Origin of the sequence: Mucilaginibacter sp. (genome assembly GCF_035492695.1) — a bacterium.
In the GTDB taxonomy this organism is placed as follows: Bacteria; Bacteroidota; Bacteroidia; order Sphingobacteriales; family Sphingobacteriaceae; genus Mucilaginibacter.
Genome location: NZ_DATJJC010000007.1, coordinates 392,845 through 405,934, shown reverse-complemented (window position 1 = coordinate 405,934; position 13,090 = coordinate 392,845). Strand labels below are relative to the sequence as shown.

General features: G+C 46.7%; 11 protein-coding genes. 6 read left to right on the top strand and 5 right to left on the bottom strand.

All coding sequences use genetic code 11. The annotated features are described in order from the left end of the window. Positions 1-5 precede the first annotated feature (5 nt). The 3 genes from VL525_RS06025 to VL525_RS06015 form a co-directional block, all read right to left on the bottom strand. Complete coding sequence (locus VL525_RS06025) at positions 6-659, bottom strand: hypothetical protein (protein WP_325384392.1); 654 nt, start codon at positions 657-659, stop codon at positions 6-8. A gap of 65 nt (positions 660-724) precedes the next feature. Then, positions 725-1,285, bottom strand: coding sequence for a Crp/Fnr family transcriptional regulator (locus tag VL525_RS06020; RefSeq protein ID WP_325384390.1), 561 nt, complete (start codon positions 1,283-1,285; stop codon positions 725-727). 49 nt (positions 1,286-1,334) lie between these two features. Continuing rightward, entirely contained in the window at positions 1,335-1,499 is a 165-nt protein-coding gene (locus VL525_RS06015; RefSeq protein WP_325384388.1) for a hypothetical protein, read from the bottom strand. Between the two features lie 207 nt (positions 1,500-1,706). Here VL525_RS06015 and VL525_RS06010 point away from each other — a divergent pair, with 207 nt between their 5' ends. Both VL525_RS06010 and VL525_RS06005 read left to right on the top strand, forming a co-directional pair. Beyond that, positions 1,707-2,075 carry a response regulator gene (locus VL525_RS06010; RefSeq protein ID WP_325384386.1) on the top strand — a complete coding sequence of 123 codons (369 nt, stop codon included), beginning with the start codon at positions 1,707-1,709 and terminating at the stop codon, positions 2,073-2,075. 592 nt (positions 2,076-2,667) lie between these two features. Next, a complete protein-coding gene (locus VL525_RS06005; protein WP_325384384.1) occupies positions 2,668-3,030 on the top strand; it encodes a response regulator in 363 nt (120 codons plus the stop codon). Here VL525_RS06005 and VL525_RS06000 read toward each other — a convergent pair. Next, the gene (locus tag VL525_RS06000) at positions 3,020-4,291 is read right to left on the bottom strand and encodes a metallophosphoesterase (protein WP_325384382.1); all 1,272 of its coding nucleotides are present in this window, start codon (positions 4,289-4,291) and stop codon (positions 3,020-3,022) included. The genes VL525_RS06005 and VL525_RS06000 overlap by 11 nt on opposite strands. A 135-nt stretch (positions 4,292-4,426) precedes the next feature. Here VL525_RS06000 and VL525_RS05995 point away from each other — a divergent pair, with 135 nt between their 5' ends. After that, positions 4,427-5,173, top strand: coding sequence for a hypothetical protein (locus VL525_RS05995; RefSeq protein ID WP_325384380.1), 747 nt, complete (start codon positions 4,427-4,429; stop codon positions 5,171-5,173). A 5-nt stretch (positions 5,174-5,178) separates the two neighbouring features. After that, complete coding sequence (locus tag VL525_RS05990) at positions 5,179-6,039, top strand: glycoside hydrolase family 16 protein (protein WP_325384378.1); 861 nt, start codon at positions 5,179-5,181, stop codon at positions 6,037-6,039. A 250-nt stretch (positions 6,040-6,289) separates the two neighbouring features. Here the strand turns inward: VL525_RS05990 and VL525_RS05985 are convergent, their stop codons facing one another. Then, positions 6,290-7,012 carry a DUF5020 family protein gene (locus tag VL525_RS05985; RefSeq protein ID WP_325384376.1) on the bottom strand — a complete coding sequence of 241 codons (723 nt, stop codon included), beginning with the start codon at positions 7,010-7,012 and terminating at the stop codon, positions 6,290-6,292. A gap of 149 nt (positions 7,013-7,161) precedes the next feature. On the opposite strand from VL525_RS05985, the gene VL525_RS05980 reads away from it, so the two are divergent. Together VL525_RS05980 and VL525_RS05975 are read left to right on the top strand one after the other, a co-directional pair. Continuing rightward, positions 7,162-8,328, top strand: a complete 1,167-nt coding sequence (locus tag VL525_RS05980; protein ID WP_325384374.1) for a hypothetical protein — start codon at positions 7,162-7,164, stop codon at positions 8,326-8,328. An 83-nt stretch (positions 8,329-8,411) separates the two neighbouring features. Next, entirely contained in the window at positions 8,412-12,968 is a 4,557-nt protein-coding gene (locus tag VL525_RS05975) for a putative Ig domain-containing protein (RefSeq protein WP_325384372.1), read from the top strand. The last annotated feature ends 122 nt before the right edge of the window (positions 12,969-13,090 follow it).

The window sequence follows — 13,090 nt, the reverse complement described above, 5'->3', positions numbered from 1 at the left end:
AATATTTAACTATTGGCGGATAATGCTGCGATGATCTCGCCTACTGTACGTTGTTCATCCACGCTCAGGCACCTGGTTGCGCTTAAATAGCTAAATGCGCTAAGCAGTTTAGTGCGATCATTTGCCGTACCAAGATTACCCACATAAGCAGGCAGTATCATCGACAATGGCCTTAGCTCTTTATGTTCGCACCAGGCATTAACAAGCGCCTCTACTTGTATATCCATTGGGTTCGCTTTACCCACCCGCTTCAAACCTGCGGCAATGCCCGAACGTATCATATCCGTATACCCCCCAACAGGCAGGTATTCGCTGCTTTCGGCAGCTTTTTGGTAGAAATGTGCCGCCTGCCCGTGATCGCCCAGCGTTTCATAAGATTTTGCTACATTTAAATAGAGCGAGGGATAATGACCATTCATCCCGTCCTGCTCCAAAGTATCGGCCAGGCGCAGAGCCTCCAGGTTCCATTTTAATTCAATATTGATGTCCTGCTGGTTGCGGGCAAGGTAATGCGCGGCGGTAAAAGCTTCGAAATTATTGGTAGCCGTATCCCAGGCTTGCTGAAAAAGCTGTTTGGCTTCTTCAATTTTGCCTTCGCCTTCGGCGGTCATTCCTTTTACGCAAAGCTGCACTACGGCATTGTTTTGATCAAATTCCATTGATTCTGTTTTCTTCAAAAGTAACCGGCTTTATTTGCCGAAACATTGATCCACGTCAAAAAAAATCATCTCGACTTTAAACGGCTCAATGTTTCCTGCGAAATATCGAGATAGGTGGCCAGGATATGGTTGGGCAGCCGCATTACGTATTCGGGATGGTTTTTCATCACCTCGTCAAAACGTTCCTTTGCCGTAAGCGCTACCAGGCTTTCTATCCGGCGGTTTTGATAAGTGTAAGCCTGCTCCAGCAATTTGCGGTAAAAAGCGGCCCAGTCTGCTTTCTCATCAACCAGCTTATAAAAATTGCTGCGATTGATAGCCAGCAACTGACACGGCTCCACCGCTTCCACAAATTCAAAAGATGGCGTTTGGTTGATGAAACTATCCAACGCGGTGGCTATGATGCCGTCGAGAGCAATATATCTTGTCCGTTCTTTCCCATGTTCGTTTAGATAAAAGGTACGGATACATCCATTATTGATGAAGTAGAGTTCGCTGCAAGTTTCACCGGCAGCTAACAGCGTGGTTTTCTTTTTAACTGTTTTGGTTTTAAACAGGCTGGCATGCTCATCATGCAATTCCGCAATACTATTGGCAGCAAGATATCTTTTTAGCAAACCGTACATCGCTATAAATATAATATAGAACAGTGAAAAAGAGCAGCGCTGATCGGTATCACCATTCCCTATTCCTGTTACGCTGGCGGATGCCCGAAACAGTAAGTACCAGCGCTATGGCTACAAGGAAACCGATGTATTTATCCTCAGTAGCGATACCTATAAAAAGCCCGGTTAGGATGGCCAGCAAATAATAAGTTTTAAAATTGGGTCTTTGCTTCACAAGGCGCCAAATATAGAGTTTTCGGACAAACCACTTTGCCTGCTTATATCATAAGTGTTAACAAATTTTAACAGCTCCGGTAAAATACATTAAACCCATCGGGCGTTATTGCATCATATAAAGAATGATCATCACCCGGTATCTAAAATGCTTTTATGATGGAAATTTACTTAATCACCCCAATTAAATTATCAAACAACAATACTTATGTTAAACCGGATTTTAGTACTTGATGACAACCAGGACCTGCTGAACATTGTGGAAGAGACGCTTTCGTACGAAAACTACCAGGTGCTGGTAACTTCGGACAGCCACAACCTGATAGAAATTGCCAAAATATTCCGCCCCGATCTTTTTATCCTCGATTATAAAGTAACCGGCATGAAAAGCGAAGAGATATGCCGCCAGATAAAATGGCACCCGCAGTTTGGGAGCATACCTGTTATACTTTCATCGGCTTATTTTCATAAAGATATCAACTACGAAACCATGGGCTGCGACGATGTGATCGCCAAGCCCTTCGGACTGGATGAGCTGGTGGGCAAGGTGAGTAATCTGGTGTCGGCGAGGGCGTAGATCAGTGATTAGTTGACTTGTGATTAGGTTGTTTGCGGACAAAACGTCTGTTTGACTCACCCGACCGGCGCTTCGCTGGGTCACCCTCTCTACCGCAAGCGGTAAAGAGGGCTTTGTTTTTTCCTTTATTTTAAATACGTTTCTATTTGCCTGTAAAACGGAGAGATTGTGCAAAAGAATACTCAACCTTCTTTGCGCCGCAGGCGGAGAGAGGGTCGACAAGCGCAGCGATGTCGGGATGAGTCTACGGTGAAGCGCCGGAGCGATTTACCCTGTTCTTCACACTATCACTAAAGAAGGACGAAAACCAGTGTTCACGAAAACATCAAAATTAGGGCACTTTTTACCGTGCCAACCAAATAAATAAGCTGACAATCAGACAATTACACAATTACAACTTGGCAAAGGGAGGATGCGTGAACACGCATTGTATTGACCATGAGCTATTTAGCCATGTTTTTCCTGATCACTTCGTTCATTTTACTCAATCGGCCTGAGTAACACCCACTTTATCAGCGATTAAAGAAGGCAATAATTAAACCTTTCCGATAAAGCTTAGTCTATTATAAAAACAACCTCACAAATCATTATCATGACAAAGCGTATCCTTATCCTGGACGAAGGCCAGGAGCCCCCGAGTTGCGGCTGGGGCGAGTTTAACTACAAACAATTCCGGGTGCTTCTCACTTCTGACGGAAAAAATCTTATCCATATCGCAAAGAAATTTAATCCCGACCTGTTCATTCTCGACTTTAGCATGGCGGGCCATAACAGCGAGGACATTTGCCGGCAAATAGAATGGCGGCGTGAGTTTAAGCACGTGCCCACCATTCTATCTACAGCTTACCTGTATGACGCCATAGATTATGAATCGCTGGGTTGCGATGATATTCTTTTTAAGCCTTACAGCCTGGAGGAAGTCATCGAAAAAGCCAGTGGGCTGGTTATGCAGTGACCTTATTCTTTTTCAACGTAATTACCGTTATCTCGGGCCATATACCCACCCTTCCGGAAAATGCCAGGAACCCGAACCCGCGATTTACATACAGCTTTCGGCCGTTTTGTTCGGCAAGGCCGGCCCAGTCGAGGTAGCGGTATTGTACCGGGCTCCAGCGCAGGCCGGCGGTTTCCACACCAAACTGGGCGCCATGGGTGTGGCCGGCTAAAGTGAGGTGTATTTTTGTTTCGTGATATCGCACTTTTTCTTCCCAATGAGTTGGGTCATGCGATAATAGTATCTTAAATGCGTCTTTATCCACGCCTTTCAGCGCTTTGTCCAGGTCGCCGATCTGAATGAATCCCCTGCCCCAGTTTTGTACGCCGATGAGGTTTATCTTTTGCCCGTTTTTTTCCAGTTCGACATTTTCATCCAGCATCAGGCGGTAATCCAGCTTGGTGTGTTGTCCTTTAAGTTCCTCCAGGTTGGCGGCCTTCTCTTCAGGGCTGTTCCATTGGATATAATCGCCGTAATCGTGATTACCTAAAATGGAAAATTGTCCGAAAGGTGCTTTCAGTTGCTTAAAATGCCCGATATAGGGTTCTATTTCCCATGCGGCATTGTTCACCAGGTCGCCGGTAAAGACGAACAGGTCACTTTTCTGAGCTTTTGCCATATCAATACCCCGCTGCACGGCTGCGCTGTTATCGAAACTACCGGAATGAATGTCCGATATCTGCGTAATGGTGAACCCGTCAAATGCTTCTGGCAAATCGTCAAAATAAAGCGTCTCGCGGTGCAGCTTATAATCGTATTTCCCTTTGAACATGCCATAAAGCAAGCTTATAAATGGCACGGCCGCTACCAGCACAGCTATTTCGCTGATGAATTTTCTGCGTGAGGGAAAATAGGGTATGTTCTCCTTTTTACCATGATTGATAATATTATCGCCGACGCCGTACAATAACCGCCCTGTATCGCCAATGAGCAATACCAGCGAGAAAATAATTTTGGTAATGAAAAAAGTGAGAAAAAAACTAAGTATCCACTCGTGGTATGGAGTCATACCCCTGGCCGTACTAAAACTTCCCAGGCCAATAAGAAACAAAACAGTAACCCCAATTGACAGGACCAGGTAGCCCCAAAGCAGCACCTGTTTCCATCTTAGGGAAGACCACCCTTTTGTTAATGTTCGCAGGCCGTTGTAAACATACCAGTCGAGCAGCAGGGTTAAACCTGTTATCACCAGGAAAATGATCAAAAAGCCTCCTCTGTGCATAAAAAACGCTGAATATCAACACGCAATTTATAAAAGCATTGGTAATTAAAATGTAAAATAGCTGTTGTTATTAGTAATTTTCGTATCTTTTCACATTCAAAAACCAATTAGGGAGCAAACCTGCCAGGTGTAGATATGAGAAAAATGCTGCTTTGCTGCCTTGTGCCGGCGATAGTTGCCCTTACCGGCTGTAAAAAAAATAGCCAAAGCGGCCCTGTTTATCTTTTGCAGCAACAGATAACTGACGACCGCGCCGACGGATACCCGCTTGATACAGCTAATTACAGTTACGACTATAAAAACCGGATCGCTGAAATAACTGATGGTACAGGCACCGACAAAATAAAGTATGTTATTGATTACGACAACAAAGACAGGGTGACAAGCGCCCGCAAATACAATAGCACGGGCGGACTTATCATTACTTTTGATTTCTTCTACAACAACAGTGAAACCGGCTATTATTTTTACGGCCCGGGCGACAATCATTTAGCTGATACGGCTTATTTCACATTCAACGGGAACCATCAGCTTACTAAAATAACCACAAAGCATTCAGGCGCGCAGGCATTTACTTATGACGGAATGGGAAACGTGGCCACCACCCAAGCCTTCAAAAACGACGGCTCATCAGATTTCAGTAGCCAGACCTCGTTTACATACGATGATAAAAAGAATCCCTGGTCGCAGTCGTACCCCAATAATTACTTTTACATGTATGTGGTAAGAATTGGCAACCCGAGCACCTTGTTACACAATGTAACAGTCAGAAATTCAGACCGGTTTACTTACACTTACAACGATAATGGCTATCCTACCGGTGTCATCATCTACACTGCATTAACCAAAGTATTCATCGACTATAAATACATCACCAAATAACCAAAATGAGGACTATTTTACTATTATCCGGGTTAGCCCTTTTTACGACAACAGCCTGTTTCGCTCAAAAGCAGAAAAAATCCGATACCATTTTTTTTGAAGATTTTAATGGCCCTAAACTCGACCGCAGCAAATGGAATGTGGAAGTAACCGGCACCACGGTCAACGACGAGCAGCAGGCTTATGTCGACTCATCCTCGGTGCTTTATTTCGTACATGGCAAAGCGGCCGAAGGCGCAAGAAATGGCGCATTAGTTATCAGGGCGATCTATCATCCGGGCTACACAAGTAAAGAAAATAAAAAATACGATTTCCTTTCCGGAAGGATCAACGGCCAGCATAAAAGGGAATTCACCTATGGCACATTTTCAGCCAGGATGAAAATGGCGTCAGGAGCGGGTTTATGGCCGGCGTTCTGGGCATTGGGCAATGGCGACTGGCCCGGTTGCGGCGAGATAGATATGATGGAAACCGTTGGCGATTCGAGTTGGATAAGCAATGCCCTGCACGGGCCAAATTATTTCGGCAACACGCCCCTTGCCTACCGTTATTTTTTGCCAAAACATGAAACGGTAGATCAATGGCATATTTATTCGGTGGACTGGACGCCGGACAAACTTGTTTTTAAAACCGATGGCATGGTTACCTATACCGTTACTAAGGCTATGGTTGAAAAATACGGCAAATGGGCATTTGACAACTCAAAATTCATTATCCTCAACTTTGCCCTCGGCGGGGGTTACCCGGGCGGTGTAAACAAGGTTACCAAGCCTTATTATGGCATATCGCAGGCTACTGTTGACAAGATAAAAGCCGGGAAGGCGAAAGTATTGGTAGATTGGGTACTGGTGACGAAAGGCAAATAGCAAACAAAAGCCCCGTTTAAAAACGGGGCCTTCTTTGGGATCATTTAATGATGATCATGGTCATCGTGGTCATGATCACGGGCGTGGTGGTCATGATCATAATGATGACCGTGACGTTCCCGGTATTCAATAGAACAGCTTGATACAGTTGCCGACACGAATATCAGCAATGCCAGAAGCCTGAAAATTTGCTTTTTCATAACTCATAATATTAGTAGATGAGTGTATAACCACCAGTTATTCAAATTGTTTAATTGAACTTAAGCCGGGCCGCGATAGTTGGATAGACCTGCAGCAGGTTCTCGTTGCTGAGTACATGATAATACATATTTATCTTTGAACCAAGTGCAAAACCACTGTGTATTTTGAACCACACTTGAGGTTCGCCAAAAAAGGAAAGCCTTTTGCCATGCAGGTGACCGGTGTAAGCATCGCCCAGGTTCTTATTCAATGTATAAAGTTCAATATCGCCGCTGAATTCAAATTTATAATTCCAGAAACCCCTCCCCCAGTACAACGAATAAAGGAGATCGTGGCTCGGCTTTTTAAAAGAATTATAGGTGTACGACAGGGCTGTACTGAACCATGCGCCCTTCCACCGGAAAGGATAAACCATACCCGCAGAAAAAGCATTGGTAATGTAATAGCCGTATGCTCCGGGCTCTGCTATCCCCATACCCCCGCTGTATTGCAGCTGTATATATACTTTTGGTTTCCAGAACTTAAATGATTGTGATACCTGCATATAAAACTTACCGGTGTTATCATCGGCGCCGTTGAGGTCGCTTTCCATTTTCAATAAGAAAGCCCCTGAAGTGTCCTTTGATCTGAAGTACTCGAAATAGATAGTTGGGAAATTTTTGGCGTTGTGTGACGGGTCTAGCGTATGCCGCAGGTCGTAATGCAATTGCAGCACCTGGGCCGGCGACGTCATCCCCCAAAATATCATCAAAAGAAATAAAATAGTTTTCATGCCATAAAATTTATGTGTACCGTAAACCGGCTTATCTTACTTCCGGCTTTTGTAAATATCTTTAGGCAAAAAAATGGCGGGCGGAAATGCGGCGGAAATGTCGCGTAATTCTGATATTGCATTTTTAACAACCTGGCGTAAAGCAATTTATGAACGAATCAGACAGCCTTATTTTTGCATCTTTACTCGGCGAGGCCTATCATAAATGCTTTGGACATACCCTTGACGGACCGGTAAGTGAAACTGAAAGCAAGCTATTTTGCAACAAGGTGCTTGATGTTACAGGCCTTTCCATCGGCTGGAAAAGCGTAAAAAATTATTCCATCTTCATCACGGGCAATAAATCGCTGAAAGAGGAAAACCCTTCTGTTGCCACGCTGGACACGTTGGCGCGATACGTTTTAGGCGCGCCCTACACCACCGAGATCAAAAGAAAAACGGACGAGAGCCATTATCCCTATTGGTTTTTGTACAAGGAAAAGGCTGGGCGGTCAATTACTCTTCCGCGATCAGTTAAATGGCGGCATAATCTGCTAATGACTATCGGTATTGTAGCCGTGTCGGCCACTTTTATCTTTTGGCTTAATATCAAACTAAAAAGGCCAGGTGAGTTTACTGATAATTTCGCACAGGTATCGGGCAATGCACTGACAAAAAGAGGATGGTTTTTACAAGATACGGACACTAACTACTGGAGCAAAAGAGCCGATATTCCAGGGCAACTGTCGCTGTACACTTTAAATGGCGACAATTGGCCGGGTACATCGGAAAAACAGGGGATTGAAAACTTATTAATGAGGCCTGTGCCTTATGATTGCTTTACCGCCGAAGTACATCTGAACAACTTCGTGCCGCGCGCGGAATGGCAGCAGGCAGGTATACTTTTGCTGGAAGACACAACACTTACAGGCAAAAGCATCCGGTTATCAATAGCTTATAACGACAATTTTGGTGGTTACAAAAAACCGGCGGAGGTGATTATTCAAGCTATAACGTGTCTCGGTAACGGCTTTGGCAAACCCGAAGAAATAGCACATCAACCTATATTATTTCCTGATAGCGCCAAAGCAAATCCAGCCTTGTTAGCGACCATGCGACACTCGGCCCTTCGGATAGAAAAGCTGGGGAACCGTTTCCGGTTTCTTTATGCCGGTGGCGAAGCCGAGAACGGAGCGTTCAAAGAGGTAGTGAGCCGGGAGTTTGAAATGCATCCAAAATACATCGGCATATTTGCTTTGAAAGGATTTAAAGACAGCACGGTCATTATTCCCGCGCGGTTTACATTCTTCAGGATAGCGGGCAGCCCGTGCCAATAGATCCCTTCAAAAGCCTTGAAAAGCAACGCTACTGAAATTTATTTCGTAACTTTAATACCCGGTTGTAAACTTATTTATCCTGCATGGTTTATCGCTACCCGTTAAAATTATTCGTAATTATAATTGGCCTTATTGTGTGGAATGGGTTTACTACTGCCCTTGCCCAGGCACCGGATATCACGTATCAAACGCCGCAGAATTACATTGTAAATACGCCTGTAGTCCCGTTGATACCGGATAACCGGGGCGGGACGGTACCCGCAATACCAGGATCGGTGATAACCTTTGCCGGCAACGGAACAACTGCGGCAACAGACGGAACAGGAATCGCCGCAAGTTTTTCGGCCCCGCAGCTACTCAGGTTCGATCCCGCATCCGGAAATTTTTACGTGGTTGATGCCCCGAATCTGATCAGGAAGATAACGCCGGCTGGCGTCGTAACAACCTTCACAACTAATTTTGGCAAAATACAAGGTTTGGCCATTGATGCTTCGGGTAATTTATTTATTGCCGATGTGGATAATAACGTGATCTGGAAAATGACCCCTGCGGGAACCGCGACAAAATATGCAGGCGGTACGCCGGGCTTTGCTAATGGCTTGTTGAGTAATGCTCAATTCGACGGCATTTTTGGGCTGGCATTTGATAGTAAAGGAAACCTGTTCGTATCAGACTATAACAACAGGGTTATCAGAAAAATTGACCCTGCCGGAAATGTAACGACCTTCGCGGGAACGCAGGGCATATCTGCCGCACTTGATGGAACAGGTACGGGCGCGCAATTTGTGGCTCCTAACGCTTTGACGATTGATAAAGACGACAACCTGTGGGTTGCCGACGACAATACGGTCATTCGTAAAATAACAACGCAAGGCGATGTAAGTACAATAGCCGGTGGCGGAACAAATTTAGGCACTGCCCAGGGCAAATCGGCAAAGTTCGATGGTATTTTCGATCTTACAACTGATAAAGCCGGCAACATTTATGTAATTGATAATTACTACGCCCTGGTGAAAAAGATAACTCCTGCGGGGTTGGTGACGGTTATTGCCGGTGCATTACCGCCGGGATATAATGATGGCCCGCTCCTTTCGTCAAATTTCTCAGGGCCTTTCGGGATCACCTTTGATGCCTCCGGCAAATTATTTATTGCCGACGACAATAACAGGCGAATACGAGAGGTAAGTTTGAGCGGATATATTATTGATAAACAATTACCGGCGGGCTTAATTTTCGATAATAAAACAGGTGCTATCAGCGGCACACCATCAGTTGCCTCTCCCTCAACCGATTATACGGTAACGGCTTTTAATGCGGACGGCAGCAGTTCGTTTACGGTAAATATCACGGTTAAAAATGCAGTGTTGCCTGTTTCGGCACCTAACATAAGCTATCAAACCCCGCAGAATTACATAGTAGCCAAAACCATCACCCCGCTTTCGCCCGCTAACACCGGCGGCGCCATACCTGCCGATGCTTATGGAGTGAGCACGTTTGCCGGAAGCACAGGATCAAGCGGCACTTTTTCAGCTCCTTATGGATTAAGATCCGATGGCTCGGGAAGCCTGTACGTAAGCGATGCTTCACAACGCATCATGAAGGTAACTCCCGACGGAATACTCACGGTAATTGCAGGCAGTAAAGACGTAGCCGGTAACAAAAACGGGCAAGGCTCAGCCGCGCTTTTTAACAACCCGGGCCAGATAGCCACCGATTTGCAGGGCAATATTTATGTTGCCGATATTAACAATAACGAGATAAGAAAGATCACCCCGGCCGGGCAGGTTACTACCTACGCTGGTACAGGCGCGGCTGGCTCAAAAAACGGCAGCGCTGCGACGGCAACTTTCTTTCATCCTACAGGCGTGGCGGTTGATGCCGGAGGGAATGTTTATGTGGCCGACCACGATAATAGCATCATCCGAAAAATTGCTGCGGAAGGTACCGTAAGTGCTTTTGCCGGACTGGCCGGTACACCGGGCGCAGCCAATGGGAACGGAACATCGGCGCGTTTCTCGGGTCCGACTTACCTGGCCATTGATGCGCTCGGGAATATCTATGTTGCAGACAACAATAACCAAATGGTTCGCAAAATAACGCCGGCGGGCGATGTGACCACGCTGGCCGGTAACGGCACAACAGGTTTTAACAACGGTGCAGGCACGAGTGCAACATTTAACGGGCTTGGCGGCCTGACTGTGGACGATATCGGCAATGTTTACGTAGTGGACAAAGGAAATTACGTGGTACGTAAGATCACACCCGCAGGCGTGGTGAGTACCTTTGCCGGCTCAGGCGTGCGGGGTGCCGTTAACGGAGATCCATTGACTGCAAAATTCGCCGGCTCGACAGACATAACTATTGATATTAAGGGTAATTTATATTTGGCCGATGGCGGGCAAGTGCGGAAAATTGTAACAGGGGGATACACTATCGACAAATCATTGCCGCTGGGTTTAACTTTTGATAAAACCACCGGCATTATCAGCGGAACACCCGCTGCCGCCACGCCGCTCACCAATTATACCATATCTGCTTACAACATTAGCGGGAGCAGCTCATTCACGATACAGATCACGGTGGATCCGGCCGATGCGAATGCTGTTCAACCGCCGGATATATCCTATGCCACTCCACAGGTTTACAAAGCGACTAAAACCATACAGCCGCTTAGTCCGACCAATAATGGCGGTGCGGTACCGCGGACGGTTTATAGCCAGGTAAGTACCTTTGCGGGCAGCGGGGTGCCGGGGGCGGCTGACGGCCTTGGGAAAGCTGCGAGTTTCTCCTATCCCATCGCCATAGCCACAGACGCCTCAGGAAATTTTTATGTAACAGAAACTGTTAACTCGCTGGTAAGGCAAATAACACCCGGCGCGGTGGTAAGTACCTTTGCCGGAAAAGCAGGAAAAACGGGCTATGCCGACGGACAGGGGTCAGCTGCATTATTTGCCAGCCCAAGCGGGGTAGCAGTAGATGGCGCTGGAAACCTTTATATAGCTGATGCGCTGAATAACCGTATCCGCAAAATAAGTCCCGGCGGCTTAGTAAGCACATACGCCGGCAACGGTACCGCGGGGAGCACAAACGGCCCCGCGTTACAGGCAAGTTTTAACAATCCAACCGGTTTGGCTATCGACGCATCGGGTAATCTGTATGTGGTCGATCAAAAAAACAACATGATCCGCCTGGTATCTGCATCGGGTATTGTAAGCACATTTGCAGGCAATGGCTTACCCGGCAATGCCAACGGGCCTGCCCTACAGGCAAGCTTTAACCAGCCACAGGGTATAGCGGTCGACGCATCGGGCAATGTATATGTTTCCGATCAGAACTACATACGTAAAATAAGCTTAGGTATGGTGAGCACGTTCGCGGGAAGCGGGGCGCAGGGCTTTGCAGATGGGCCCGGCGCTGCTGCAAGCTTTAATCATCCTTATGGCATCGCTATCGACGCCGAAGGCAATTTATTTATTGCTGACACCGGCAACGACCTGGTGCGAAAGATAACGCCGCAAGGCCAGGTTACAACTGCAGCGGGCGACCTGCAGGATCCGAATAATACCGATAAGAATTTCAACCAGCCTACCGGCATCGTAATAGATGCTGTTGGCAACGCCTATATTACTGAATTTTGGGGAGGGCTTGCCAATAACAACAACCAGGGCAATGTGATCACCAAGCTAACGCTTACAGGCTATGTTATAGATAAACCCCTGCCGGCGGGCCTGGTCTTCGATTCACCAACCGGTACGATAAGCGGTACGCCTACGGCAGTATCCCCAGGCACAGATTATACGGTTACAGCCTATAACGGCGGAGGCAGCAGTTCGACCATTGTAAACATCACGGTGCTTGAAAACATACTTTTACCTGCCGAGATCACGCTCGCTCCCGTGGCTTTCAAGACGTATGGCGATGGCGATTTTGACCCGGGCGCGACAAGCACTAATACAGAAGTCCCGATCAGCTATCAAACCGACAATCCCGCCGTTGCGGCCATAGTGAATGGCCTGTTGCATATTACCGGCGCTGGAACGACAACTATTACCGCATCGCAGGATGCGAACACCGATTATCTGGCTGCAAGCCCAGTGACACAAATATTAACGGTCAACCCGGCATCGCTCGTGATAGCAGCGGACGATCAGCAAAAATACCAGGGCAATCCTAATCCGGCGCTTACAGCCACCTATTACGGGTTCGTATATAACGAGGATCAATCGGTATTCACCACGCCGCTCTCCATAAGTACCACGGCAACTGCCGATTCGCCGGTGGGGCAATACCCAATTGCTGTTGGTGGCGCGGTAGCGGCTAATTATATAATTACCTTTTTGCCCGGCACACTCACCATTAACCTGTCGCCGCTTTCTATCCTAGTACCAAACGCCTTTACCCCAAATGGCGACGGCGTAAATGATCTTTGGAACATAGATAAGCTTACCGAATCGTTTCCGCAATGTATGGTGTCAGTTTACGCCCGCAACGGCAGCCTGGTGTTTCAGTCGCGTGGGTACCACATTCCCTGGGACGGCACTTACAAAGGCACCCTTGTATCGGCCGGAACCTATTACTATGTAATAGACCCTGAACCAGGCGCCCCAAAACTAGCCGGCTATGTGGCTGTTTTGCGGTAGTAACCCGTTTATATGAATATTATGTTTATTTTTAGCAGCACCAAACATTGGTGATCATAAAAGTTTCAATCGTTACTTATCACAGCTATCAGTACGGGAAATAGTGCCGACAGAACCTAAAC

Excerpts from the sequence above, each read along its gene's own strand:
- VL525_RS06020 (WP_325384390.1), bottom strand. The coding sequence starts at position 1,285 with ATGTACGGTTTGCTAAAAAGATATCTTGCTGCCAATAGTATTGCGGAA.
- VL525_RS06000 (WP_325384382.1), bottom strand. The coding sequence starts at position 4,291 with ATGCACAGAGGAGGCTTTTTGATCATTTTCCTGGTGATAACAGGTTTA.
- VL525_RS05975 (WP_325384372.1), top strand. The coding sequence starts at position 8,412 with ATGGTTTATCGCTACCCGTTAAAATTATTCGTAATTATAATTGGCCTT.
- VL525_RS06025 (WP_325384392.1), bottom strand. The coding sequence starts at position 659 with ATGGAATTTGATCAAAACAATGCCGTAGTGCAGCTTTGCGTAAAAGGA.
- VL525_RS06010 (WP_325384386.1), top strand. The coding sequence starts at position 1,707 with ATGTTAAACCGGATTTTAGTACTTGATGACAACCAGGACCTGCTGAAC.
- VL525_RS05980 (WP_325384374.1), top strand. The coding sequence starts at position 7,162 with ATGAACGAATCAGACAGCCTTATTTTTGCATCTTTACTCGGCGAGGCC.
- VL525_RS05990 (WP_325384378.1), top strand. The coding sequence starts at position 5,179 with ATGAGGACTATTTTACTATTATCCGGGTTAGCCCTTTTTACGACAACA.
- VL525_RS06005 (WP_325384384.1), top strand. The coding sequence starts at position 2,668 with ATGACAAAGCGTATCCTTATCCTGGACGAAGGCCAGGAGCCCCCGAGT.
- VL525_RS05995 (WP_325384380.1), top strand. The coding sequence starts at position 4,427 with ATGAGAAAAATGCTGCTTTGCTGCCTTGTGCCGGCGATAGTTGCCCTT.
- VL525_RS05985 (WP_325384376.1), bottom strand. The coding sequence starts at position 7,012 with ATGAAAACTATTTTATTTCTTTTGATGATATTTTGGGGGATGACGTCG.